At 63.9% G+C, this 24,877-nt stretch carries 23 protein-coding genes; 10 read left to right on the top strand and 13 right to left on the bottom strand.

Annotated elements, in window-relative coordinates; all coding sequences use genetic code 11:
* Positions 1–82 precede the first annotated feature (82 nt).
* Complete coding sequence (locus LB564_RS07945) at positions 83–1,075, bottom strand: adenosine kinase (protein ID WP_140706524.1); 993 nt, start codon at positions 1,073–1,075, stop codon at positions 83–85.
* A gap of 256 nt (positions 1,076–1,331) precedes the next feature.
* On the opposite strand from LB564_RS07945, the gene LB564_RS07940 reads away from it, so the two are divergent.
* Positions 1,332–2,234 carry an EamA family transporter gene (locus LB564_RS07940; RefSeq protein ID WP_140706615.1) on the top strand — a complete coding sequence of 301 codons (903 nt, stop codon included), beginning with the start codon at positions 1,332–1,334 and terminating at the stop codon, positions 2,232–2,234.
* A gap of 149 nt (positions 2,235–2,383) precedes the next feature.
* Positions 2,384–3,094 (top strand): sulfate transporter family protein, encoded by a 711-nt coding sequence (locus LB564_RS07935; protein ID WP_224536411.1) that lies wholly within the window; start codon positions 2,384–2,386, stop codon positions 3,092–3,094.
* 6 nt (positions 3,095–3,100) lie between these two features.
* Here the strand turns inward: LB564_RS07935 and LB564_RS07930 are convergent, their stop codons facing one another.
* The 5 genes from LB564_RS07930 to LB564_RS07910 form a co-directional block, all read right to left on the bottom strand.
* Positions 3,101–4,099 carry a proline racemase family protein gene (locus tag LB564_RS07930; protein WP_224536407.1) on the bottom strand — a complete coding sequence of 333 codons (999 nt, stop codon included), beginning with the start codon at positions 4,097–4,099 and terminating at the stop codon, positions 3,101–3,103.
* Between the two features lie 15 nt (positions 4,100–4,114).
* On the bottom strand, positions 4,115–4,918 hold the full coding sequence (locus LB564_RS07925; RefSeq protein WP_224536405.1) for an isocitrate lyase/phosphoenolpyruvate mutase family protein: 804 nt from the start codon (positions 4,916–4,918) through the stop codon (positions 4,115–4,117).
* Between the two features lie 170 nt (positions 4,919–5,088).
* Entirely contained in the window at positions 5,089–5,748 is a 660-nt protein-coding gene (locus tag LB564_RS07920; protein ID WP_224536401.1) for an HAD family hydrolase, read from the bottom strand.
* Positions 5,748–6,233, bottom strand: a complete 486-nt coding sequence (gene dut, locus LB564_RS07915) for a dUTP diphosphatase (RefSeq protein WP_224536398.1) — start codon at positions 6,231–6,233, stop codon at positions 5,748–5,750. The genes LB564_RS07920 and dut overlap by 1 nt, the downstream gene beginning before the upstream one ends.
* A gap of 96 nt (positions 6,234–6,329) precedes the next feature.
* Positions 6,330–6,797: an Lrp/AsnC family transcriptional regulator gene (locus LB564_RS07910; protein ID WP_224536395.1), complete on the bottom strand. Its 468-nt coding sequence runs from the start codon at positions 6,795–6,797 to the stop codon at positions 6,330–6,332.
* Positions 6,798–6,914: 117 nt separating this feature from the next.
* On the opposite strand from LB564_RS07910, the gene LB564_RS07905 reads away from it, so the two are divergent.
* Both LB564_RS07905 and LB564_RS07900 read left to right on the top strand, forming a co-directional pair.
* On the top strand, positions 6,915–7,163 hold the full coding sequence (locus LB564_RS07905; RefSeq protein WP_224536392.1) for a DUF6356 family protein: 249 nt from the start codon (positions 6,915–6,917) through the stop codon (positions 7,161–7,163).
* Positions 7,164–7,178: 15 nt separating this feature from the next.
* The gene (locus tag LB564_RS07900) at positions 7,179–7,979 is read left to right on the top strand and encodes a class II glutamine amidotransferase (protein WP_224536389.1); all 801 of its coding nucleotides are present in this window, start codon (positions 7,179–7,181) and stop codon (positions 7,977–7,979) included.
* Between the two features lie 80 nt (positions 7,980–8,059).
* Here the strand turns inward: LB564_RS07900 and LB564_RS07895 are convergent, their stop codons facing one another.
* A complete protein-coding gene (locus LB564_RS07895) occupies positions 8,060–9,133 on the bottom strand; it encodes an NAD(P)/FAD-dependent oxidoreductase (protein ID WP_224536386.1) in 1,074 nt (357 codons plus the stop codon).
* A gap of 141 nt (positions 9,134–9,274) precedes the next feature.
* Between LB564_RS07895 and LB564_RS07890 the strand changes: the two genes are divergently transcribed.
* Positions 9,275–10,867 (top strand): peptide chain release factor 3, encoded by a 1,593-nt coding sequence (locus LB564_RS07890; RefSeq protein ID WP_224536384.1) that lies wholly within the window; start codon positions 9,275–9,277, stop codon positions 10,865–10,867.
* A gap of 79 nt (positions 10,868–10,946) precedes the next feature.
* On the opposite strand, the gene LB564_RS07885 is transcribed toward LB564_RS07890, so the two are convergent.
* Positions 10,947–11,417, bottom strand: coding sequence for a VOC family protein (locus tag LB564_RS07885; RefSeq protein ID WP_140706502.1), 471 nt, complete (start codon positions 11,415–11,417; stop codon positions 10,947–10,949).
* 266 nt (positions 11,418–11,683) lie between these two features.
* Between LB564_RS07885 and ilvD the strand changes: the two genes are divergently transcribed.
* A complete protein-coding gene (ilvD, locus tag LB564_RS07880; RefSeq protein ID WP_224536381.1) occupies positions 11,684–13,528 on the top strand; it encodes a dihydroxy-acid dehydratase in 1,845 nt (614 codons plus the stop codon).
* A gap of 163 nt (positions 13,529–13,691) precedes the next feature.
* On the opposite strand, the gene LB564_RS07875 is transcribed toward ilvD, so the two are convergent.
* On the bottom strand, positions 13,692–15,446 hold the full coding sequence (locus LB564_RS07875) for an ABC transporter ATP-binding protein (RefSeq protein ID WP_224536379.1): 1,755 nt from the start codon (positions 15,444–15,446) through the stop codon (positions 13,692–13,694).
* A gap of 151 nt (positions 15,447–15,597) precedes the next feature.
* On the opposite strand from LB564_RS07875, the gene LB564_RS07870 reads away from it, so the two are divergent.
* Positions 15,598–16,878 (top strand): amidohydrolase family protein, encoded by a 1,281-nt coding sequence (locus LB564_RS07870; protein ID WP_224536378.1) that lies wholly within the window; start codon positions 15,598–15,600, stop codon positions 16,876–16,878.
* Positions 16,879–16,986: 108 nt separating this feature from the next.
* Positions 16,987–17,910, top strand: a complete 924-nt coding sequence (locus LB564_RS07865; RefSeq protein WP_224536376.1) for a DMT family transporter — start codon at positions 16,987–16,989, stop codon at positions 17,908–17,910.
* Between the two features lie 101 nt (positions 17,911–18,011).
* Here LB564_RS07865 and LB564_RS07860 read toward each other — a convergent pair whose 3' ends face one another.
* Positions 18,012–18,914 (bottom strand): phosphotransferase family protein, encoded by a 903-nt coding sequence (locus LB564_RS07860; protein WP_224536374.1) that lies wholly within the window; start codon positions 18,912–18,914, stop codon positions 18,012–18,014.
* Between the two features lie 96 nt (positions 18,915–19,010).
* Here LB564_RS07860 and LB564_RS07855 point away from each other — a divergent pair, with 96 nt between their 5' ends.
* Positions 19,011–19,643 (top strand): class I SAM-dependent DNA methyltransferase, encoded by a 633-nt coding sequence (locus LB564_RS07855; protein WP_140706490.1) that lies wholly within the window; start codon positions 19,011–19,013, stop codon positions 19,641–19,643.
* A 37-nt stretch (positions 19,644–19,680) separates the two neighbouring features.
* On the opposite strand, the gene LB564_RS07850 is transcribed toward LB564_RS07855, so the two are convergent.
* The 3 genes from LB564_RS07850 to LB564_RS07840 form a co-directional block, all read right to left on the bottom strand.
* Entirely contained in the window at positions 19,681–20,250 is a 570-nt protein-coding gene (locus LB564_RS07850; RefSeq protein WP_140706488.1) for a hypothetical protein, read from the bottom strand.
* Between the two features lie 95 nt (positions 20,251–20,345).
* Positions 20,346–22,787: an FAD-dependent oxidoreductase gene (locus LB564_RS07845; RefSeq protein WP_224536372.1), complete on the bottom strand. Its 2,442-nt coding sequence runs from the start codon at positions 22,785–22,787 to the stop codon at positions 20,346–20,348.
* The gene (locus LB564_RS07840; protein ID WP_224536369.1) at positions 22,784–23,671 is read right to left on the bottom strand and encodes a phosphotransferase; all 888 of its coding nucleotides are present in this window, start codon (positions 23,669–23,671) and stop codon (positions 22,784–22,786) included. The genes LB564_RS07845 and LB564_RS07840 overlap by 4 nt, the downstream gene beginning before the upstream one ends.
* Positions 23,672–24,089: 418 nt before the next feature.
* On the opposite strand from LB564_RS07840, the gene LB564_RS07835 reads away from it, so the two are divergent.
* Positions 24,090–24,866: a DeoR/GlpR family DNA-binding transcription regulator gene (locus LB564_RS07835; protein WP_140706482.1), complete on the top strand. Its 777-nt coding sequence runs from the start codon at positions 24,090–24,092 to the stop codon at positions 24,864–24,866.
* Positions 24,867–24,877 lie beyond the last annotated feature (11 nt).

The following is a 24,877-nucleotide window of genomic DNA, read 5'->3' as shown; positions in this document are numbered from 1 at the left end:
GCGCTATGTGACAACTGCGCGACGGTGAGAAGCGGTCCGCGCTTGCCTTCTCCCACAACAAGGGGAGATCGGCAGCCTTACCCTACAACAACCCAGCCTGCTCGGCCTCCTTGCGCAGATTCTGCCGTGGCCTTGGACCGATCTGCTGGATCACCAATCCGGCCGCCAGCGAGCCAAGATCGCCGCAGGTCTGGAGGTCGCGTCCCTGCGTATAGCCATGCAGGAAGCCGGCTGCGTAGAGGTCGCCGGCGCCCGTCGTGTCGACCAGTTCCTTGATGGCGGTCGCCTTTATGACCACGGTTTCGTCGCCGCGCACGATGACCGAGCCCTTTTCGGAGCGGGTCACCGCCGCGATCTTGCAATCCTTGCGGATTTTCGCGAGCGCCTCGTCGAACGACGACGTCTGGTAGAGCGACTTGATCTCGTGGCTGTTGGCAAAGACGATGTCGACCGTGCCCGTGCGCATCAGCTCGAGGAACTCGTCGCGGTAGCGGTCGACGCAGAAGGAATCCGACAGCGTCATCGACACTTCTCGGCCGGCCGCGTGCGCCAACCTGGCCGTCTGCCGGATGGCTTCCTTGGCGCGCGGCGGGTCCCACAGATAGCCTTCGAAATAGGTGACCTTGGCGCCCGACGCCTTGTCGGCCTCGACATCCTCCGGCCCGAGTTCGACACAGGCGCCGAGATAGGTGTTCATCGAGCGTTCGCCATCGGGGGTGACGAAGATCATCGAGCGCGCCGTCGGCGGCTCGCCCTCGAGCGGCCTGGTGTCGAAGGCGACGCCTTGCGCATGGATATCGTGCGCGTAGATTTCGCCCAGCGCATCGTTGGAGACCTTGCCGAAGAAGGCGGCGCGTCCGCCGAAGGAGGCGACACCGGCCGCCGTGTTGCCGGCACTGCCGCCGGAGGCCTCGATTGCCGGGCCCATGCGGCTGTAGAGCAGTTCGGCGCGCTGCGTGTCGATGAGGTTCATCGCGCCCTTGATGATGCCGTTGGTCTCGAGGAATTCCTCCTCGCACTGGGCGATGATGTCGACAATCGCATTGCCGATGCAAAGCACATCATAATCCGGCATCAATGTCTCCACCAAAAACCCCGAGCAATTCCAGGAAAAGTGCTAGCGGTTTTCCCATAGGAATTGCGAATAAAGAGAGAGCCGGCTTCTTGCCATGCCCGCGCGGGTCTACAGCATGAGCCTGAAAACTGGCAACCGATTTTCTGTCCTTGCCGCGCCAGCCAGGCGCTACGACAATTCGACCGTGGCCGAAACATTTCGCCGCCATGTCGCCTACATCTGCGTCTGTTCGATCACGGTCCGAAGGCGCGAGCCCATGCCTGCCAGAAACGACACGACCACCGACCTGGCATTGCTCGGCGTGCTGGCCGTGCTTTGGGGCGCCTCCTATACTTTCATCAAGATCGGCGTCGAGACCATCCCGCCCATCACCTTCATCGCCGCCCGTACCCTGATGGCCGGCGCCATCCTGCTCGCCATCATCCGCTGGCGCGGGCTTGCCATGCCGCGCGATGCGGCCACGTGGCGTCGCTTTGCCTTCCAGGCCTGCCTCAACAGCGTGATACCGTTCACGCTGGTCGCGGCGGCCGAACGCTCGGTCGACGCTGGCCTTGCCACCATCCTCAATGCCACCTCGCCGATCTTCACCTTCCTGCTCACCGCGCTGATCACCCGCCACGAGCCGGTGACGGCGCGCAAACTGGTTGGCGTCGGCGCCGGCATCGCCGGCATCTGCCTGATCATCGGCACGCAGGCGCTGGGTGGTCTCGGTCACCAACTCTGGGCGCAGATCGCGATCGTTGTCGCAACGATCTGCTATGCATGTGCCGCGATCTTCGGCCGTGGCTTCAAGGGCCTCGACCCGATGCTGCCTGCCGCGGGTTCGATGCTGTGCGGCGCCATCATGCTGGTGCCGCTGAGCCTCGCGGTCGACCAGCCGTGGACGCTGGCGCCTTCCATGGCGTCGATCCTGGCCCTGCTCGGCCTGTCGGTGTTTTCGACCGCGCTGGCCTTCGTCATTTATTTCCGCCTGATCCACACGCTAGGCTCGGTCGGCACCACGTCGCAAGCCTATCTGCGGGTGCCGATCGGCGTCGGGATCGGCGCCGTCTTCCTCGGCGAAAGCCTGGGGCCGACGGCATGGCTGGGCATGGGCTTTGTCGTCGCCGGCGTCGCGGCCATGACCATACCGGTCCGCAAGCCGGCCTTTGCCCGATAGGCAGGTTTCGGGAAGAGTGCAAAAGCGGTTTTCCTGCCGCGATCGGGTGAAGGCCGGGAGCGCCCGCGCTTGTGCTGGCGGCCTGCACTGCCTATCTCGGAAGCTGCCCGCCTTCCGGCGGCATTTGCTGACCTGGGGGTTGAAGCACCGTGATTTTCGACGCTGCCCGCACCGCGGCCCTGGAGCTGCTCTCGCCTCCGTTCCGGGCCGTGTTCCTCAAGACGCTCGGCCTGACCCTGCTGGCACTGGTCGCACTGTGGCTCGGCCTGACCAGCCTTGTCGAATGGCTGGCCCTGCCATGGCTGCAGACATTGCTGCCCGGCATACCGTCCTGGGCCGGCTGGCTGGGCGGCATCATCGCGGCCACTGCGCTGGCCTTCGGCCTGGCGCTGCTCGTCGCTCCGGTCACAGCCATCATCGCCGGCCTGTTCCTCGACGATGTCGCTGAAGTGGTCGAGCGCACCGATTATCCCGGCGACCCGGCCGGACGCCCCATGCCGGCATTGCGCTCGATGGTGCTGGCGATAAAATTCTTCGGCGTCGTCATATCAGGCAACATCGTGGCGCTGATGCTTCTGCTGGTGCCGGGCATCAACATCGCCGCCTTCTTCATCGTCAACGGCTATTTGCTCGGGCGCGAATTCTTCGAATTCGCCGCCATGCGCTTTCGCCCCGAGGAAGAAGCCAGGGCCTTGCGCAGGCACCATGCCGGCACGGTGTTTCTCGCCGGGCTGGTCATCGCGGCCTTCCTCGCCGTGCCGCTGCTCAACCTTTTGACGCCGCTCTTCGCCGCCGCCATGATGGTGCATCTGCACAAGGCGGTCTCGGCGCGGGAACTCGCACGCGCCCCGCGGCGCTAAATCTCTTCAGCGCAGGAGAAATCCGCGTCCCAGCTCGTCGTCCGGTTCGACAATGAATTCGGCTCGTCCGCAATAATAGGCGCGGCCGCCGACGCGGGCGACGATCGCTTCATGCGGGCCAGCCTTCGCCGTCCGCACCACCGCCCCGGAAAAGCGCGAGCCCGCGATGCTCTCGAAAATGCGCGTCTGCCCAATGGCGATCTCGCCCTTGGCATGCATGGCCGCCAGCCGGGCAGTGACACCGGAACCGGTCGGCGAACGGTCGACCTCCGCCTCGGCGAAAACGCAGACATTCCTGGTGACTTCCCCGGAAAAGGCGTCCTTTCCGTCGGTCAGGATGGTGCCGTAGAGGAAGGCGAGGTCGTCATGATCGGGATGCGACAGCGGGAATTCGGCCTTGAGCTTGTCCGTCAGCGCGGTGGCCGCATCGACGAAGTCGCGCACCCGGTCGCGGCCGAATTCCAGCCCGAATTGACGGCAGTCTGCCAGCGCGTAGAAGGCGCCGCCATAGGCGATATCAAACCCGATCCTGCCGTAGCCGGACAGTTCGATCTGTCGGTCGCGGGCGAACAGGAAGGCCGGCACGCTTTCGAACGATACCGCACCCGCTCTGCCGTCCCTGACCTCGACCGAGGCGACCACCAGGCCGCACGGCGCCTCGATGTTGACGGTGGTGAACGGCTCCTGCTTGGCCACCAGCCCTTCGTCGACGGCATAGCGACCGAGCGCGACGATTGCGTGGCCGCACATGGTGGAATAGCCCTCATTGTGCATGAACAGCACGGCAAGGTCGGCGCCGGGCAAATCGGGCTCGACCAGCAGCGCGCCATACATGTCGTAATGGCCGCGCGGCTCGAAGATCAGCAGCTTGCGAAAATGGTCGAGATTGTCCCGCACATAGGCGCGCTTCTCCAGGATGGTACCCTTGGGGATCGCGGGATAACCGCCAGTGACGATCCGCAGCGGTTCGCCACCCGTATGCATGTCGACGACTGTAAGGGTCATGCGGCCGGACCCATCCTAGCTCTGGGATTTGCCGTAGAGCGCCTGCAGCTTGCCGAACGGCATGGCCGCACGGGTGAAGCCGAACGTGCCGTCCTGCTGGATCTCGCGCGCCGCCGTCTCCAGCATGCCGTAGGCGAAATTGGTCAGCCATGGCCCCAGCGAAATGCGCTTCACGCCGGCCATGGAGAGATCGGCGATGGTGAAGCCGGGCCTCGCCATGACATTGACCGGCTTGGTCACCGCCGAGCAGAGCGTGCGCACCATCTCGACGTCGCCGATCCCAGGCGCATAGAGCACGTCGGCGCCGGCCTTTTCGAAAGCCTGCAGCCGCTTGATGGTGTCGTCGAGGTCGGACTTCCCCCACAGGAAATTCTCGGCCCGCGCCGTGAAGACGAAATCCCGCTTCAGCGCCCGCGCGGCTTCGGCCGCTGCCGCGACACGCTCGACCGCGTGCGAAAACTCATAGATGGGCTTCTCCGGATCGCCGGTGTGATCCTCTATCGAGCAGCCGGCAAGCCCGGCGGCTTCCGCCGCGAAAATGGTCTCGGCGGCCTGCTCTGCGCTGTCGCCCTTGCCCTTCTCGAGATCGGCCGAAACCGGCAGTTCGGTCGCTGCCGTCACGTCCCGGCAATGATGGATCATCTGGTCGAAGGTGACCGCACCATCCGGCAGGCCGCGCGAAAAGGCAAAGCCGGCGCTGGTCGTGGCCAGTGCCTTGAAGCCGAACGAGCCAAGCAGCTTCGTCGTGCCCGGATCCCAGGGATTGGGCATGACGAAGGTCGAGGCATGCAGGTCGCGAAAGATCTTGCCCTTGTCCATGAATGCTCCCCATGACGAGTGTCTGGCGGATGCTAGCGCGCTGTTTCCAGCCGGGCAAACGAATGCGGTTGGTTCAGAAGCGTTTCTCGTTCTCTGCTGACAATTCTCGAAAGCGTCGGAATCGGGCGCACGAAGGAAGCACAGCGCCTTGCTGCGTCCAGTGCGGCGGGTCAGTGGATCGGCACCAGCCCGGCGAGCTCGCGCATGTCATCGAACAGGATGCCGCCGGCCTGAATCAGGCCGTCACGGTCTGAATAGGGGTCGCCATGATAGGAAAACACCCGCATACCGGCGGCGATGCCGGCCTGCGTGCCGGCGACGCTGTCCTCGACGACGATGCATTCGGCGGGCGCGAAGCCCATGGTCCTGGCCGCATGCAGGAACAGGTCGGGGAACGGCTTGCCGCGCGACACCATGGTGGCGGAAAACATCGCATGCTCGAACAGCGGCAACAGCCCGGTCTGGCCAAGCGTGATGTGCATCTTCGAGATCCTGGCCGAAGTGGCCACGCAATAAGCGATGCCGGCCGCACGGACTACCTCGATGAACTCCAGGACATAAGGGATCGCCTCGACGCCGTGGGCGAAGAGATCCGGCAGGCCGGCATTCCAGCGATCGACGAAATCGACGCCGAGCCTGACCTCGGTCTTCTCTTCGATCTCCTTCTGCACCGAAACCATGCTGCGGCCGGAGAAATTCTTGCGGCAATATTCGAAGGTCGCTGGATACCCGGCGTCGGTCAGCCATTCGGCGAGGCGCCGGTTGGCCAGATTCTCAGTGTCGACGAGAATGCCGTCGCAGTCGAAGATGACCAGCTTTGGAATTTGCATCAGGCGGTGCCGGTCGATCCGAACCCGCCAGCGCCGCGCGCCGTGCCGCCGGCCAGCGACCGCTCTTCCACCGCCACCTGCGTCACGGCGGCGAAAACGATCTGGGCAATGCGCATGCCGCGCGTCACGGCAAAATCCTCGTCACCGAGATTGATCAGCAGCACTTTCACCTCGCCGCGATAGTCGCTGTCGACCGTACCGGGTGAATTGAGGACGGTAAGGCCATGTTTGAAGGCAAGACCCGAGCGTGGCCGCACCTGGCCTTCCATGCCTTCGGGGATTTCCAGGATCAGCCCCGTCGGCACCAGGGCGCGTTTGCCCGGCAGGATCAGAAGCGGCCGGTCGTCGGGCACCGCCGCGCGCAAATCCATGCCGGCGGCGCCGGCGCTCTCATAAGCGGGAAGCGGAAGATCCTCACCGTGCGGCAACCTGACGAAGCCGACGGTCGGACCGATGACGGAGGGAGTTTGGAGGGCTGCGCGCATAAAATCGATCCTATCGGCGCGATTGGCGATTCGGTCAATTCGCCCGCAAGGCTATCAACGGCTTTCTTTCGGGCATCACTATGGCCCGAGGACGGCTCAACGCACTTCCATCGGAACCACCGTCGTCTCCTTGATCTCCTCCATGACGAAGGAGGCGGAAACATCGGACAGCGCCACCTTGGCGATGAGGCGCTGATAGAGGCGGTCATAGGCCTTCACGTCGGCGACGCGCGCGCGCAAGACATAATCGAGATCGCCTGACATGCGGTAGACGCCGGTGATCTCGGGCAAGGCGGCAACAGCAGCGCGGAATTTCTGCAGCCAGTCCGGATCGTGGTTGGAGGTACGGATCAGGATGAACACCGAAAGGCCAAGCCCGAGCTTTTCGGCATCGACCAGCGCCACCCGTCCCGTGATGACGCCATCTTCCTCGAGCCGCTTGACCCGGCGCCAGCAGGCATTGCGGGACAACGAGACCCGTTCCGACAGCTGGTCGACGGACAATGTGCCGTCGCGTTGCAGCTCGGCCAGCAATCTTCGGTCGATTTCATCGATTTCGGCCATCTTGTGGGATATTTGTCCCAAAATTTAGCAGAATACAAGGACAGATTGAGACAAGTGAACCAACAGACCATGTCAGGATACTCATATCAGGAAGCTCCAGCGCTGAAGGGGACCAGCATGTCGCTCGCAAGCATCTTCACCTCGCATCCGGCCAAGGTCGGCGAGACCTATTTCGGCCATATGGCCTTCGCCGCCTGGTTCTCGTCGCGCCTATCGATGGCGGCGGGGGCGGCACTCGTTCACGCTTTCTTGCCATTTCTCTTCGAGACTACCGCCAGCCGAATCATCCGCGAGCTTTACGAGCGGACGCACAACAGAGGCACACACGCGACCAAGGAGCCCGCGGCTCTTCCGGATCGCGCCTAGGGGACGACGGAAGCGATGTGCCGGTGGGCAGCCTATCTCGGTGAAGCGGTCTTTCTCGAAGACATTCTCACGGCGCCCTGCCACTCGCTGATCGCCCAGAGTCACTGTGCCCAGGAAGCCAAGTCGCCGACCAATGGCGACGGTTTCGGCCTTGCCTGGTACGGCGAGAGGCTCGAGCCCGGCCTCTACCGCGACATCCTGCCGGCCTGGTCCGACCCTAATCTGAAGAGCCTGTGCCGGCAGATCAAATCCGGCCTATTCCTTGCCCATGTCAGGGCTTCGACCGGTGGCGCCACCAGCCGCATGAACTGCCATCCGTTCATTTCCGGCCGCTGGTCGTTCATGCACAACGGCCAGATCGGCGGTTTCGAGAAGATCCGCCGCACGCTCGAAAATTCGCTGTCCGACGCCGTCTTCGACCAGCGCGAGGGCACCACCGATTCCGAACTCTTTTTTCTCCTGATGATCGACGCGGGCCTTTCGTCCGACCCGCAAGGCGCCGTCTCGCGTGCCACCAGCCGCGTGCTGGCAGCCTCGCGTCGTGCAGGTATCGAGCCGGCGCTGAAACTGACCGCCGCTTTCTCGGACGGGCAGTCCCTTCATGCCGTGCGCTATGCCAGCGACGCGCAGGCGCCGACGCTCTACACCTCCCTATTCCGCAAGGGGGCTGGCCGCTGCATCGTCTCCGAGCCCTTCGACCGCGAGGGCGGCGACTGGCAGGCGATCCCGCCGTCGAGCTTCGTCACGATGACCAGGGAAGGGATCGCCATCCGGCCATTTGCGCCGACGGCTGAGAAGCTCGCATTGGCCGGCTAGCCCTTCGGTCGGAAAATTGCGGCTACGTCGCGGGACGGATGGGGGCGCCGTAGGGTGCCGCCCCTCCAAAGCAGCCCCCGCTATTGCGCAAGCCGACTCAGCCCGTAAGGCGCCAGCAGTGCATCGCGCTCACCACCAAGGATTTCCCGCGTGGCGAACAGGCCGACGGCCGGCGCCAGGGTGATGCCGGAATGCATCACCGCGACATAGACGCCGTCCATGCCTTCCGCGCGGCCGATGATCGGAAAGCCGTCGATCGGCGTCGGCCGGTAGCCGACCGTGTGGAAATCGAGTTCCAGCCCCTCGCAGTCGCGCAACATGGCTTTTGTGGCCGCGAACAGGTCGCGGGCCGTGGCTTCGGCGTTCATCCCCGGATCGGCGCCGCCGAAATCCGAGCCGGCGATGATGCGGCCCTGCGCCGTCTGGCGCATGTGCAGCCGCTCGGCCAGCACCAGCCCGTTGAGCAACTTCTTGTATGGCCGCGAATGGACGATCAGGCCGGGCGGCGTCTCGATCGGCAGGTTGATGCCGGCGGTCGCCGCGATCTCGGGCGAGCCGACGCCTGCCGCGATCACCACCTCGTCGGCGGCGATCAGCCCGTGCGATGTGTCCACGCCGGTTATTCTGCCGTCGGTTTGGGCGAGTGCCGTCACCGTGCTGGAGATGATGCGCGCCTCGTGCTGTTCGGCATCCGCCAACATGGCCTCGGCGGCCGCGACTGGCTCGGCAACACCCTCCTCGGCCACATACAAGGCGACATCCGGCAGCGCGGCGAGATTAGGCTCGATGCGCGCCGCGCCGGCACGGTCGACGCGCTCGATGCCATAACCCCAGGCAGAATGCTCCGCTGCATAGGTTTCCATATCGGCCGCCGGCAGATCCCAGCACAGGCCGCCGCACCAATTGAGCGGCAGGCTGGGCAGATCCCGCGCCAGGCGCGCCCACTCAGCCATGGCGCGAGTGCGCAGCCGGAAATACGGCTCCGGGTTACCCCAGCTGGCATTGATCCAGCCAAAGGAATTCGGCGTCGCGACGCCGCCGGGCTCGCTGTCGGCAATCACCGTCACCCGCGCCCCGGCTCTGGTCAGATGCCAGGCAATGGAGGCGCCGATAATGCCGGCGCCGATGACGATGACTTGCTTGGCGCTGCTCATGCGGGTCTCCATAAAAACAGGTCTTCTGATGCCATCGCGTCGATCCTATCTCAAGAGCCGGCGGGCCAATCCGGGCAAATCTGTTCGACAGGCAGGGAAAGCGCTGCTAGAAGCCCGCGCCACAGACAGGATTCCGAAAAATTGGCTGAAGACATCGAACAGGCGGTATCGCGCCGCCGCACCTTCGCGATCATTGCCCACCCGGACGCCGGCAAGACGACGCTGACCGAAAAGCTGCTTCTGTTCGGCGGCGCGATCCAGCTTGCCGGGGAGGTCAAGGCCAAGAAGGACCGTATCCAGACGCGGTCCGACTGGATGAAGATCGAGCGCGAGCGCGGCATTTCGGTCGTCACCTCGGTGATGACGTTCGAGTACGAGGACAATGTCTTCAACCTGCTCGATACGCCCGGCCACGAGGATTTCGCCGACGACACCTATCGCACGCTGTCGGCGGTCGACTCGGCCGTCATGGTCATCGACGCCGCCAAGGGCATCGAGCCGCGCACGCTGAAGCTGTTCGAGGTCTGCCGGCTGCGCGACATCCCGATCATCACCTTCGTCAACAAGATGGATCGCGAGAGCCGCGATCCGTTCGAGATTCTGGACGAGATCGAGCAGAAGCTGGCGCTCGACACCGCTCCCATCACCTGGCCGATCGGCCGTGGCAAGACCTTCTCCGGCACCTATCACCTGGCGCTGAACGCTGTGCGCAGGGGCGACGACGAAAAGGAACGCACGCCGGTCAACGGCCCCGATTCCAACCGCGTTGCCGGCCTTCTGCCGGAAAACGAGCGCGAGGCCTTCATCGAGGAACTCGAACTGGCGCGCGAAGCTTGCCGGCCGCTCGACATCGACGCTTTTCGCGAAGGCCATCTGACGCCGGTCTATTTCGGCTCGGCGCTGCGCAATTATGGCGTGCGCGACCTGATCGAGGCGCTTGGCGCCTTTGGCCCGCCGCCGCGCGCGCAGGAGGCCGACACCCGCACGATCGAGGCCACGGAGGAGAAGATGACCTCCTTCGTTTTCAAAATCCAGGCCAACATGGACCCCAACCACCGCGACCGCATCGCTTTCGTGCGCGTCTGCTCGGGCAAGCTCGAGCGCGGCATGAAGGCCAAGCTGGTGCGCACGGGAAAGCCGATGAGCCTGTCGGCGCCGCAGTTCTTCTTCGCCCGCACCCGCGTCACCGCCGACGAGGCCTTTGCCGGCGATGTCGTCGGCATCCCCAACCATGGCACGCTGCGCATCGGCGACACGCTGACCGAGGGCGAGGAGATCCTGTTCCGCGGCGTGCCGAATTTCGCCCCGGAAATCCTGCGCCGCGTCCGCCTTGGCGACGCCATGAAGGCCAAGAAGTTGAAGGAAGCGCTGCACCAGATGGCCGAGGAAGGCGTCGTGCAGCTGTTTTCGCCCGAAGATGGCTCACCGGCCATCGTCGGTGTCGTCGGCGCCCTGCAGCTCGATGTTTTGAAAGAGCGGCTGAATTTCGAATACACGCTTCCCGTCGAGTTCGAGATGTCGCGTTTTTCGGTCTGCCGCTGGATTTCGGCCGACGATAAGGCCGAAGTGCTGCGCTTCATCGAGGCGCATCGCGGCGATATCGCCCGCGACCTCGACAACGACCCGGTATTCCTCGCCCAGCATGCCTTCTCGCTGAATTACGAAGCCGAACGCTGGAAAGCGATCCGCTTCGCCACGATCAAGGACTATCAGGTGAGAGACAAAGCGGCGTGACCTCTTCCTTCTCCCCGTTCTGCGGGGAGAAGGTGCCCGGAGGGCGGATGACGGGCAGCGCGAAGGTTGAAAACTTCGCTCAGCCCTTCGCCGCTTCCTCGATCTTGGCGATGTCGATCTTGCTCATCTGCATCATCGCCGACATCACGCGGCCGGCCTTGGCCCTGTCCGGATCCTGAAGCAGTCGCGGCAACTGCTCCGGCACCACCTGCCAGGAGACGCCGAACTTGTCTTTCAGCCAGCTGCATTGCGACGGTTCGCCGCCACCTTCGATGAGCTTGTCCCAGAAATAGTCGACCTCTTCCTGCGTCTTGCAGTCGATCGACTGTGACATCGCCTCGTTGAACTTGAATTGCGGTCCGCCGTTGAGCGCTTGAAACTGCACGCCGTCGAGTTCGAACGTGGTCACCAGCGCTTTGCCCGCATTGGCGTGACCCTCAGGCCAGCGCATCACGCTCAGCACCTTCGAATTCTTGAAGATGGAGACGTAGAAATTCATCGCTTCTTCGGCCTGGTCGTCGAACCACAGGCAGGTGGTGATCTTTTGCATGTCGTGCTCCTCGGTGCCTTTTGCTGCTACAGTGGAACGGCTGATTGAGAAATGGTCCCATTCCTTGCCGTTGATCCAAGGACGGGCGTCCGGCCGGCGATCCGACAGGGGCCGCGATCTTTTTTTCGCAAACCCTGATTTTCCGGGAGAATCTGGCGCATTGCAAAAATGTGGCCAGACCATACTTGCCGGTCTATAAACCCTGCGATCAAAGTTCAGTGCCGCCGCGCCACTCGTCGGCTGCGACCAGCCACCAAGGAAAAAATATGCCTGCCTATCGCTCCCGCACCACCACCCATGGCCGCAATATGGCCGGCGCCCGCGGCCTGTGGCGTGCCACGGGCATGAAAGACAGTGATTTCGGCAAGCCGATCATCGCCGTGGTCAACTCCTTCACCCAGTTCGTGCCCGGCCATGTCCATCTGAAGGATCTCGGCCAGCTCGTCGCGCGCGAGATCGAGAAGGCCGGCGGCGTCGCCAAGGAATTCAACACCATCGCTGTCGATGACGGCATCGCCATGGGCCATGACGGCATGCTCTATTCGCTGCCGTCGCGCGAGCTGATCGCCGATTCCGTCGAATACATGGTCAATGCGCACTGCGCCGACGCCATGGTCTGCATCTCCAACTGCGACAAGATCACGCCCGGCATGCTGATGGCGTCGCTGCGTCTCAACATCCCGACAGTCTTCGTCTCCGGCGGGCCAATGGAGGCCGGCAAGGTGGTGCTGGCCGGCAAGACGCAGGCGCTCGACCTTGTCGACGCCATGGTCGCGGCCGCCGACGACAAGATCTCCGACGAGGACGTCAAGGTCATCGAGCGCTCGGCCTGCCCGACCTGCGGTTCGTGCTCCGGCATGTTCACCGCCAATTCAATGAATTGTTTGACCGAGGCGCTCGGCCTGTCGCTGCCGGGCAACGGCTCGACATTGGCAACCCATGCCGACCGCAAGCGGCTGTTCGTCGAGGCCGGCCATCTCGTCGTCGATCTCGCCCAGCGCTATTACGAACAGGATGACGAAAGCGCGTTGCCGCGCAGCATCGCCTCCAAGGGCGCCTTCGAGAACGCCATGACGCTCGACATCGCCATGGGCGGCTCGACCAATACGGTGCTGCACATCCTGGCCGCCGCGCATGAAGGCGAGGTCGACTTCACCATGGAGGACATCGACCGGCTGTCGCGGCGGGTGCCAGTGCTGTGCAAGGTGGCGCCAGCCAAGTCCGACGTGCACATGGAGGATGTCCACCGCGCCGGCGGCATCATGGCCATTCTCGGCCAGCTCGACAATGCTGGCCTGCTCAACCGCGATTTGCCGACGGTGCATACTGCCAGCCTCGGTGAAGCGCTCGACCATTGGGATATTTCGCGCACGACCAGCCAGAATGTGCGCGACTTCTTCCTCGCCGCTCCCGGCGGCGTGCCAACGCAGGTCGCCTTCAGCCAGGACCGCCGCTGGGAGGAGCTCGACGTGGATCGCGAAAAGGGCGTCATCCGCTCGGCGAAGACGCCGTTCTCGAAAGACGGCGGTCTCGCCGTGCTGAAGGGCAATCTGGCGCTCGACGGCTGCATCGTGAAGACGGCCGGTGTCGACGAGTCGATCCTGAAATTCACCGGCCCTGCCCGTGTCTTCGAGAGCCAGGACGCCTCGGTCAAGGCGATCCTGGCCAATGAGATCAAGGCCGGCGATGTCGTCGTCATCCGCTACGAAGGCCCGCGCGGCGGCCCCGGCATGCAGGAAATGCTCTATCCGACCAGCTATCTAAAGTCGAAGGGCCTCGGCAAGGCCTGCGCGCTGGTCACCGACGGCCGCTTCTCCGGCGGCACATCAGGCCTGTCGATCGGCCATGCGTCGCCGGAAGCGGCGGAAGGCGGCACGATCGGGCTGGTGCAGGAGGGCGACACGATCGAGATCGACATCCCGAATCGCACCATCCGCTTGGCCGTCAGCGACGCCGAACTCGACGCGCGCCGCGCGGCCATGGAAGCCAAGGGCGCTTTGGCCTGGAAGCCGCAGGAAAAGCGCAAGCGCAAGGTGACGACCGCATTGCGCGCCTACGCCGCCTTCGCCACCAGCGCCGATAAGGGCGCGGTGAGGCACGTGCCGGAGTGAGGTTCGCGCCAAGCCCCCTCATCCGGCCGCTTCGCGGCCACCTTCTCCCCGGTGGGGAGAAGAGAGGCTGGTGCCGGCGTTGATGATCTCTTCTCCCCTCGGGGAGAAGGTGGCCCGAAGGGCCGGATGAGGGGGCTTGGCTCCGACATCCGGAAAACACCGCTCACGGCATTAACTGATATTCATAAAGCTTCTGGTAAAGCCCGCCCTGCCTGAGCAGGGCCTTGTGCGGGCCGCTTTCCACCACCTTGCCGGCTTCCAGCACCACGATCGTGTCTGCCTGGTGGACGGTCGACAGCCGGTGCGCGATGACGATGGTGGTGCGCCCTTCCGTCAGCTGTTGCAGCGCGTCGCGGAACAGCGCCTCCGACTCGGCGTCGAGCGCGCTGGTCGCTTCGTCCAGCAGCAGGATTTCGGCATTGCGCAGCATGGCGCGCGCGATCGAGATGCGCTGGCGCTGGCCGCCCGACAAAAGGCCGCCATTCTCGCCGACATCGGTCTCGTAGCCTCCAGCCTGTGCCATGATGAAGTCATGCGCGTTGGCGGCCTTGGCGGCGGCGATCACCTCGTCGTCGGTCGCGCCCTCGCGCCCAAGCCGGATGTTGTGCATGATGGTGCCGGCAAACAGGAACGTGTCCTGGCTGACATAGGCGATCTTTTCCCTGAGCGACGCCAGCGTCGCATGGGAAATGTCCTGGCCGTCGAGCAGCACCTTGCCGCTCCTGGGGTCATACATGCGCATGATCAGGTTGAGGATCGTCGACTTGCCGCCGCCCGAAGGCCCGACCAGCGCCGTCATCTTGCCGGGCGCCAGGGTCAGGTCGAAGCCGTCCAGCACCGGCGGGCCGTTCTGATAGGCGAAGCTGACGGCATCGAACCTTATCTCGCCCGGCCCGGCTAGAAGCGGCCTTGCATCCGGTTTCTCGGCCAGCGTCAACGGCTCGTCGGCGAGCTGGAACATCATGCGCACGCCGACAATGCCGCTCTCCAGGGAGATACGGACGCGCGCGAGGCGCTTGGCCGGCTCATAGGCAAGCAGCAGCGCGGCGATGAAGGCCATGATGTTGCCAGGCATCTGGCCGCCCTGCAGGACCAGCAAGCCGCTGACCATGACGGCGCCGGCGATCGCCAGCCCGGCCAGCGTCTCCATCACCGGGCTGGTCACCGCCTCCAGCGCGGCGATGTTGTTGGCCCGGTCCTCGACGTCCGCCACCGCCCTGTACATGCGTTTGCGCATCAGGCCTTCGAGGTTGAAGGATTTGACCACGCGCACGCCGATCGCGGTTTCCTGCATCACCTGCACGATCTGCCCGACCGAGCGGAACTCCATGGCCGCGAATTTGCGCACGCGCTTCAGGATGCGGTTGACGCCGTAGATGGCTATGGGTCCGACGACAAAGCAGATCAGCGACAGCGCCGGCTGCTGCCAGACCATGATCCCGATCAGGGCAGCCAGGGTCACCAGATCGCGCACATAGGAGGTGACGACGAGGTCCAGCACGTTGCGTGCCGCCTGGGCATTGTTGGTCATGCGGGTGATCAGGTCGGACGACGACGTCGAATGGTAGAACTCGATGCCTTGCGCCAGGATGCGGTCATAGATCTTGCGCTGCCGTTCGGCAATGATGGCATTGCCTACCCGGCTCATGAAATAGGCTTGGACGAAGTTGGCGATGCCCTTGACGATGAAGATCCCGGCGACCGCCACGGCGATCATGTTGACGCGGTCGAGCCTTTTGTCGATCACGAATTCATTGGTGATTTCGCGCAGGATCCAGGCGCTGGCGGCCGTCATGCCGGCCACCACCAGCATCGACAGAATGGCGGCGCCGTAGCCAAACTTGTGCTGGTGAAAGGATTCCCTGAGCAGCCTTGCGACGAGGCGCTGGTTCTCCGTCGAGCGGAAGAAACGAAACAACGGCTGATCCTTGATGCCGGGATGACGAAGGCGGCTTATAGAGGGAGTTGCCGCCGGAGGGAACCTTTCCCCGCCATGGAAAGAAACCGCTGCGGCAAGCCGTCTTTTGAGACACGATGGAACAGTGATTCTTCAAGCGGGATGATGACAGATGGATTTCGACCTTATCGTGCGTAGCGGTACGCTGCCCGATGGCGGTATCGCCGACATCGGCATCAGCGGTGAGACGATCGCGGCGATCGAGCCGAAGCTCGAGGGATTCGCGCGGAGCGAGGTCGACGCCCGCGGCAACCTCGTGTCGCCGCCCTTCGTCGATCCGCATTTCCATATGGACGCCACGCTGTCCTACGGCATACCGCGCATCAACGCGTCGGGCACGCTGCTCGAAGGCATTGCGCTGTGGGGCGAATTGAAGCCGCTCTTGACGCACGAGGCGGTGCGCGACCGGGCGCTCGCCTATTGCGACTGGGCGGTGTCGATGGGGCTGCTCGCCATCCGCACCCATGTCGATGTCTGCGATGACCGGCTGCTGGCGGTTGCGGCGCTGCTCGAGGTCAAGAAGACCGTCGCTCCCTATATCGATCTTCAACTCGTGGCCTTCCCGCAGGACGGCTTCTATCGCTCGCCGACGGCGCGCCAGAACACCATCCGCGCGCTGGATATGGGAGTCGACATCGTCGGCGGCATTCCGCATTTCGAGCGCACCATGGCCGATGGCACGCGCTCGGTGACTGAACTGTGCGAAATCGCGGCAAAACGCGGCCTGATGGTCGACCTGCATTGCGACGAGACCGACGATCCCCTGTCGCGCCACATCGAGCAACTGGCTTATGAAACGCAGCGCCTCGGCCTGCAGGGCAGGGTGGCAGGTTCGCACCTCACTTCGATGCATTCGATGGACAATTACTATGTCTCGAAGCTTCTGCCGCTGATCACCGAGGCCGGCGTTTCCGCGATCCCCAATCCTCTGATCAACATCATGCTGCAGGGCCGCCATGACACCTTCCCGAAGCGCCGCGGTCTGACCCGGGTCAAGGAGATGCTGGCGCTCGGCATCCGCGTCGGCTGGGGCCAGGATTGTGTGCTCGATCCCTGGTATTCGCTCGGCACCGCCGACATGCTCGACGTCGCCTTCATGGGCCTGCATGTCGCCCAGATGTCGAGCCCGGCCGACATGGCGCGATGCTTCGACATGGTCACCAACGTCAACGCCGCGATCATGGGCCTCGATCATCTGGGTCTGGCGGTCGGCAAGCGCGCCAGCCTGGTGATCCTCGATGCCGGCAATCCGATCGAGGCCCTGCGCCTGCGCGCCGAGCGAATCTGCGTCATCGCCAGGGGCAAGGTGGTGGCGGAAAGGACAAGGCAGGATACCAGGCTGTCCGTTCCCGGCAGGCCGGGTCATGTGAACCGCAGACATATATCGACCTAGATACAGCCGATTCCCGACGCTGGTCTTACCCATTTCCTGATTTGTCCTCGTCAAAGCCACCGCTTCCGTCTACGACGCGGCCCAGGCGAGGGAGGAATCGGGGTCGGCATGACGCAACCCGTGGCGCACAATTCCCCAATCAGGAATGTTCTTCTGGCCGGCATCCTGCTGATGCTGGCCGGCGACTTCCTGTTTGCGCTGAACGACGCCATGGGCAAATGGCTGGTCGCCAGCTTTTCCGTCGGCCAGGTGGTGCTGATCCGCTCCATCGGCGCCTTTATCGTGCTCGGCCCGATGATCGCCAATCAGGGCGCTGGCAGACTGTTCCAGATGGAGCGGCCCGGGCTGCAGATCCTGCGCGTCGTGGCGACGACGCTGGACACCGCCTTGTTCTACGCCGCCGTCGTCTATCTGCCGCTTGCCGATGTGATGAGCTTCTACATGGCAGGGCCGATCTATGTAGCGGCGCTATCGCATTTCCTGCTCGGGGAAAAGGTCGGCTGGCGCCGCTGGGTGGCGATCCTGCTCGGCTTCTGCGGCGTGGTGATCATGCTGAAGCCGTCCTCCGCCGCGTTCTCGCTGTCGTCGAGTTTCGCCCTTGTCGGCAGCCTCGCCTTCGCCTTCGCCATCATCCTCAACCGGCGCCTGCGCGGCACCAGCGACACCAATCTGGTGACGTGGCAGACGATCGGCACGCTGGCGGTTGGCGGTGTGCTGACCATCGGCGCCTGGAAGACGCCGTCGGCGCTCGATCTCGGCGCCATGCTGCTGCTCGGCATCGTTTCCTGCGGCGCTCATCTGATGATCACGCGGGCGCTGAAGCTGGCGCCGGCCTCGACGCTGGCGCCGCTGCACTACACGCTGCTCCTGTGGGCCGTGGTGTTCGGGCTGGTGTTCTTCGGCGACGTCCCCAGCCCGCGCATCCTGATCGGCTCGGGCATCATCGTTCTCGCCGGCCTGTTCATTTTCCACCGCCAGAAGGTGGTAGACACCACGGTGCCCCCGGAGAACGTACCGAAGGGTGTGAATTAAAGGCCGGCGGATGGCAGCCTGGTTGCTTCACGTGGCATCGCGCTGATGGTGTTTGATCGCGTCGACCGCCGCCTGGATATCGCCGGCTAGAGTCCCGGGGCCTAGCCTTCTCTCACCGCAGCAAGGTGCCTGGAAAACTCCGGTGTCTCCATCAGCGCCTTGCAGCGCGCGAAGCGGCCGTCGGCATAGGCGCGGAAATCGTCGGCCGGATTGTCGTTGGCGAGCTGGATCAGTCCCCACAGCGTCCACAACAGGTCGCACATAGCCTTGTAGATGACGACGCGTCCCCGTTCCGCCGGCCTCGCCTCCCCGCCGAAATAGGCGCGCATCAACTCCTCGTCCTGGGCGGCGTCGAACTTGCCTTCCACGCTGAGATCGCCGAGGTCCCAGAGCGGGTCGTTCATCCCGGAATATTCCCAGTCGACGATCCACATCCGGTCGCCCGTATCGAGGAAGTTCTCGCACAGCGGATCGCAATGGCAGGCGACGAGAGGCAAGGGGCGGACGGCCAAGGCCGAGCGCACGCTTTCTGCCTCGCGCACCACGTCGTGATAGCCGGCGGGCAGGGTGACATCCCTGGTCGACAGCACCTTGAGATAGTCGTCGATCATCGAAAACAGCTCGAAGCGGAAGGGAAACACCGCGCCGGACGCGTGCAGCTTGCGGAAGGCCTTGGCCGCCCGCGCCGGACTGCCCTGCCGGTCCCTGAATTTCTCCGGCGACATCGTCTCGGCACCGGCGATATAGCGCGTCACCATCACCCCGGTGGCAGCGTCGGCATGCAGCACCTCCGGACTGACGCCGGCTCTTGCCGCCTCGCGCGCGGCAATCGCCTCGTTGGCGCGGTTGATGTATTCCTCGGTGCCTTTGCCTGGAATGCGCAGGCAGTAATCGCCGGCCCTGAAGACGAGGTTGGTCAGGCCGCCGAGCCGGTCCAGTGGCCCGGTGTAGCCGGCCAGCACCGGAATGGCGGCAAGTTTTGCCCGCGGCTCGTCTGTCTCCATGCCTGCGTCCCCACGCCGTTATTTCTTCGCTGCAACGGTTCCACAATTTTCGCCGTTTGGCTATCATCCCGGCAAGACGAAGGAGTTGGCGGGCACGTGGCGGACAGCAAGCATCATGGCGCACTCGGCGAGGTCTACGCGGCCAAGCGCCCGGAAGAAGTGGCGGCACTCTACGACCGCTGGTCGCAGACCTACGACGCCGACATGTCGGCCGCCGGTTACCGCCACCCGACGATCTGCCTTGCACTGCTCGCCCGCCATCTGCCGCGCGGCTCAAGCCCGCTACTCGACGCTGGAGCGGGTACGGGGCTGATCGGCGAATGGCTCGATATAACAGGCTATCCCGAGGTCGAGGCGCTGGATATCTCGCAAGGTATGCTGGATCAGGCCGCGCGCAAGGGCGTCTATTCGGCGCTGCATTGCCTGGCGCTCGGCGGCGCCCTGCCTTTTGCCAGCGACGCCTATGCCGGCATCGTCTCGGCCGGCGTCTTCACCTCGGGCCATGTCGGCGCCGACGGGCTGGACGAACTGATCCGCATCTGCCGGCCGGGCGGGGTGATCGTCCTGACGGTCAAGAACACGCTGTGGGATCAGGGCTTTGCCGCGCGCATCGCCGAACTCGAAGCGCAAGGTCTGGTCGTCCGCGTCGAGGAAACGCGCCCCTACGTCTCTATGCCTGGCGAGGCCGACACCGTGCCCAGCCGTGGTCTCGCCCTGCGCGTGTGCTGATTCTCAATGCAGTTCGGTAAGGAGTAACCCGCGGCGATCACCAAGGGCACATTGATCGGATTGCCTCCTTTGCTTTATCAAAGTTGGTCATCTTGTATTTCGATACCCGCACCCATTTCTTATCGGTATCTTCATATCGGATTGAAAGGTCTCCCACTTCGGAAAGTGAATCCAGGAAGATTCCAGCTTCTTTGGTATCCCAAATACCGGGAAGCAGCTTGCTGACCACCCACCGCTCTTTCTTTTCGGGCTCGTCGTTTCGTCGGATGAAAATGTCGTGGTGCTGCCCATCGACGCCAATGTCGGATATGAGGGCGACCGACAAGCTTCCTTCGGTGCAACTAGCCAAAAGCATGGCGGAGACTGGGTGCGTGACAGTGCTGGGATCGTCAACCCAAGGGTTTAACATCGCGGTTATTCTGGAGGCCCCAGACTCGTCCTTGCCTCGTGCAACCGTCCAGACGCTCAATTTGCTGGGGTCATCTTTGGCGATTGCTGTGGAGACGCTTAGGTCAAGGACTGCATAGATAAACAAGCACAACGCCTTAGCCGGTCGAATAGTCTCTGTGCGTAGCGTCATCGAGGGCAGTTTGAGAGATTTTGTCATGGCAGTTACCCGCTACGGACCTTGAAATGACTTCCCTGTAATCGCAGATGGGGGCTCAACCGGTCAATACGTCGCGCCTTCCTGCCTAGAATGCCTTAAGCCCTGACTTTCTCGCCATCCGGGTCATACATCGGCTCGAGGTGGAGTTTAGCCGGCGTCCGCTGCATCGCGACCACCAGTTCATAATTGCCCGAGGCGAGGAAATCATCGCTCACCCCCTCGGCGTCGCGCACATAGCCGTAGCCAATATTCTTGCGCACCGTGTAGCCGTAGCCGCCGCTGGCCAGATAGCCGACCGGCGCGCCATTGCGCAGGATGGTTTCGCGGCCGACGAGCACGATCTCCGGATCGTCGACCGTGAAACCGGCAAAGCGCTTCTTCAAAGCCGCCCCGCCAACTTTCTCGAGCGCGCGCCGTCCGACGAAGTCGGTGTTCTTCCTGAGCTTGACCGCCCAGCCGAGCCCAGCCTCCAGCGGTGTGTCGTTGGGGGTGATGTCGGAGCCCCAGGCGCGATAGCCCTTTTCCAGCCGCAGCGATTCGAGCGCGCGGTAGCCGACCGGCCGGATGTCATGCCTCTTGCCGGCCGCCATCAGCGCGTCGAAGACTTCCCCGGTGGCCGCGATCGGCACATGCAGCTCCCAGCCCAGTTCGCCGACATAGGTGACGCGCAGCGCCCGCACCGTGTGACCGGCGATGACGATCTCCCTGACATGGCCGAACGGGAAGCTGGCATTCGACACATCGCTCCCGGTCACATCAGAAAGCACGTCGCGGGCACGCGGTCCCATCAGCGACAGCGTGCCGAAATCCTCGGTGGCGTCGGTCAGCCTGGCATCGAGGCCCTCGCCAATATGGTCGCTGATCCACGAGGCGTCGTGAGTGCGGAAACCGGTGCCGGTGACGATGTAGAACTTCTCTTCGGCAAGCCGCGACACCGTCAGGTCGGCCTCGATGCCGCCGCGCGTGTTGAGGAGTTGCGTGTAGGTCAGCCGGCCGACCGGCTTGCTGACATCGTTGGCGCAGATCCAGTCGAGCGCCTTGGCCGCGTCAGGCCCGGTCAATTCGTATTTGGCGAACGACGACTGGTCGAAGATGCCGACATGCTCGCGTACATGCCGGTGCTCGTCGCCGACGGCGGCAAACCAGTTCTGCCGGCCCATCGAATAGATGTCGCGCGGCTCGACGCCCTCTGGCGCGAACCAGTTCGGCCGTTCCCAGCCGAGCTTGGATCCAAAGACGGCGCGATGGTTTTTCAGCCTGTCATAGAGCGGCGAGACGATGCGCGGCCGGCCGCTGGTGTATTCCTCATGCGGGAAGCCGATCGTATAATGCTTGCCATAGGCCTCCAGCGTGCGCTCGCACACCCATTGCCGGTCGCGGTGCAGGTTGGAAAAGCGCCTGATGTCGACCACCCACAGGTCGAGCGGCGCCTCGCCATCGACCACCCATTGCGCAAGCACCCAGCCGGCCCCGCCGCCGGAGGCGATGCCGAAGGCGTTGAAGCCGGCGCCGACAAACATGTTGGCGCATTCGGGCGCCACGCCGAGGATGAAATTGCCATCCGGCGTGAAGCTTTCCGGCCCGTTGATCATCTGCTTGACGCCAACGGTTTCCAGCGCCGGCACCCGCGCGATCGCCTGTGCCATGTGCTGCTCGAAATGATCGTAATCGTCGTCGAACAGCCGGAACTCCCAGTCATTGGGCACGTCCCCTGTTGTCCAGGCCTGCGGGTTCGGCTCGTAGCCGCCCATCACCAGGCCGCCGACCTCCTCCTTGAAATAGGTGCGCCGGTCGGGGTCGCGCAACGTCGGCGCGTCGGTCGCCAGCCCATCGATCTTTTCGGTGATGATGTACTGGTGCTTGACCGGCTGCAGCGGCACGTTGATGCCGGCCATGGCGCCGAGCTGCCGTGCCCATTGGCCGGCGCAATTCACCACCTTTTCGCAGGCAATGTCGCCTTGATTGGTCTTCACCGCCGTGATGCGGTCGCCCTTCATTTCGAAGCCGGTGACGCGCACGTCCTCATAGAGCCTGGCGCCATGCATGCGCGCGCCCTTGGCCAGCGACTGGGTGATGTCGGACGGGCTCGCCTGGCCGTCGGTCGGCAGCCAGGAGGCACCGACCAGATCGCCGGTTTCCATCAGCGGCCACATCGCCTTGACCTCCGCCGGAGACAGCAGATGCATGTCCATGCCGAAGCTCTTCGCCGTCGTCGCCAGCCTCTTGTACTCGGTCCAGCGGTCGGCATTGGTGGCGAGCCTGAGACACCCGGTCATCTTCCAGCCGGTGGCGAGCCCGGTCTCGGCCTCCAGCCCCTTGTAGAGGTCGACGGAATATTTCAGCACCCGCGTGATCGAGGCCGAAGAGCGCAATTGCCCGACAAGGCCGGCAGCGTGCCAGGTCGAGCCCGAAGTCAGCTTGCCCTGTTCGAGCAGCACCACGTCGGCTTTGTGGTCGCGCGCCAGATGATAGGCCGTCGAACAGCCGATAATGCCGCCGCCGATGACGACGACCGCAGCCTGGCTAGGCAAGGTCATGATTTCAGGATCCCGTATTTTGTCCGGTAATTGTCCAGCGCCGCGTCGAGACGCACCAGGTTTTCCTCGGTGTAGGCGACGTAGTCGATGCCGGGCGCGTCGAGATAGAGCTCCGATACCATGCTCCACATCGCCTCGCGCAGCAGCGAGGCGCATTGCATGGCGGCGTGCGAGCGGCGGATCGCCTCGTCCGGTTCCTTCATGAAATAAGCGGTCAGGAAGGCGAAGGATTCCTCGTCGCTCATGCCGGCGTTCGAAGCGACGCCGGCTAGGTCGAACATGGCTGTGTTGAAGCCGGCATATTCGAAATCGATCAGCCACAACCTGCTGCCGTCATCCAGAATATTGGCCGGCAAAAGATCATTGTGGCCAAAGACGATCGGCAACAATTTCTGCGCGCGCTCGAGTTCGTCGGCCAGTGCCAGGAAGTGCTGCAGGTCACCGCGCTTGCGGCTGCCGCCCTCGTCGAGCGTGCGCGCATAGTCGCGAATGACGTGGAACACCCAGAACATGAAGCCGGCGCCGGAAATATGGTTGGGCATCTCCCGGTGAAAGCCGCGCATCAGCGCGGCGACGCGGCCGAGATTGGCGCGCACGTCCTCGGCCAGATAGGTCTTGGCGCCGAGAAACGCCGTCACCAGGATTCCCGGTTCGGCATAGTGGACCGCCGGCGCGAAGCCGGCCGCGTGCGCCGCCCGCGCGGTCATCACCTCCCGTTCGCGGAAGACATGGTGGAACGGATAGTCCTGGCCGAAGCGCACGACATGTTTGCCGGCCGCGTCGGTCACAACATAATTGGCGTTGCTCAAGCCGCCGGGCAGCGGCGCGATCTCGATGGCCCCCGTCCAGCAGGGCAGGGCGCGGATGCGGTCTTCGGCAATCACGAAATCATCCCTGGCTTGCTGGTCTGGTTCGTGGGGCTTCGACAAGGCGCCACGGGCAACGCAACGACGGCGGAGGGAAGTGCAAACAATCTCGTCGGTGCGGGACGCCAGGATCGGTATCCCGCACCGCACCGACGAGCCCCTTGGCCAGGTTTTTGAACCCGGCATCCGCCCCCGCGGATCTGAAAATCTCTCGCGCCAGGCACGTTGCAGCCTGCCTGGTCAGTGAGTTGCGGCCTTGCCAATTACCCTCCCGCTGCAGCTCCGAACCCCTGTTGGGGTTGGATTTCACGTCAGGGTTGCCCTTCTGTCAATAAAAAGATGTGACTTTTTTTGGGTATTTTGCCCGAAAGCATGGGCAATTCCTTTAAAAGCGTTAGGAATGCCCTAGAATCGGGCAATTCCGGGACGCGTACAGATGATCCACTCGAAACGGCATGGCGAGATCCTGCGGCTGCTGCAGGAAGAGGGAACCGTCACCATCGCCAGCCTGGCCGACCGGTTGGGCGTGTCGCTCGAAACCGTGCGCCGTGACGTCAAGCCGCTCACCAGCGACGGCTCGATCCTGAAGATGCATGGCGCCATCGGCTTGCCGTCTATGATCGGCGAAGCGCCGTTCGAACGGCGCATGCGCGAGCATGCCGACGCCAAGCGCAGCATTGCCCGCACGGTCGCGGCCACCATCCGCGACGGCGAATCGATCATGCTCGACACCGGGACGACGACCTCGTTCCTGGCCCGCGAACTGCTCGGCCACCGGCGCCTGACGGTCGTCACCAATTCGTCCGACATCGCCCGCACGCTGGCCACCATCAACGGCAACAAGGTCTATATGGCCGGCGGCGAGTTGCGCAGCGATTCAGGCGCCGCGTTCGGGACATCGGCCATCGAGTTCGTCAGCCGCTTCTCGGTCAGCCACGCCGTCATTTCCACCGGCGCCGTCGATGCGGTGACGGGCGTCATGGACTACGATCTGGAAGAGGCGGAATTCGCCCGCATGGTGCTGTCGCGCGGCCAGCGTTCCCTCGTCATCACCGATCACACGAAGTTCGGCCGCCAGGGACTGGTTCAGGTCTGCGGCTTCGGTGGCTTTTCCGAACTCGCCACCGACCGCGCGCCGCCGCACGATATAGCCGCCGCATTGGCGCAGGCCGGCGCACGGCTCAGCATCGCCGGCGGGGGTTCCGGGATTTAGCAGAACACAAT

The organism is Mesorhizobium sp. ES1-6, assembly GCF_020164775.1.
In the GTDB taxonomy this organism is placed as follows: Bacteria; Pseudomonadota; Alphaproteobacteria; order Rhizobiales; family Rhizobiaceae; genus Mesorhizobium.
Note: the sequence above shows the minus strand (reverse complement) of the source record. Positions and strands in the feature narration are given on the sequence as shown.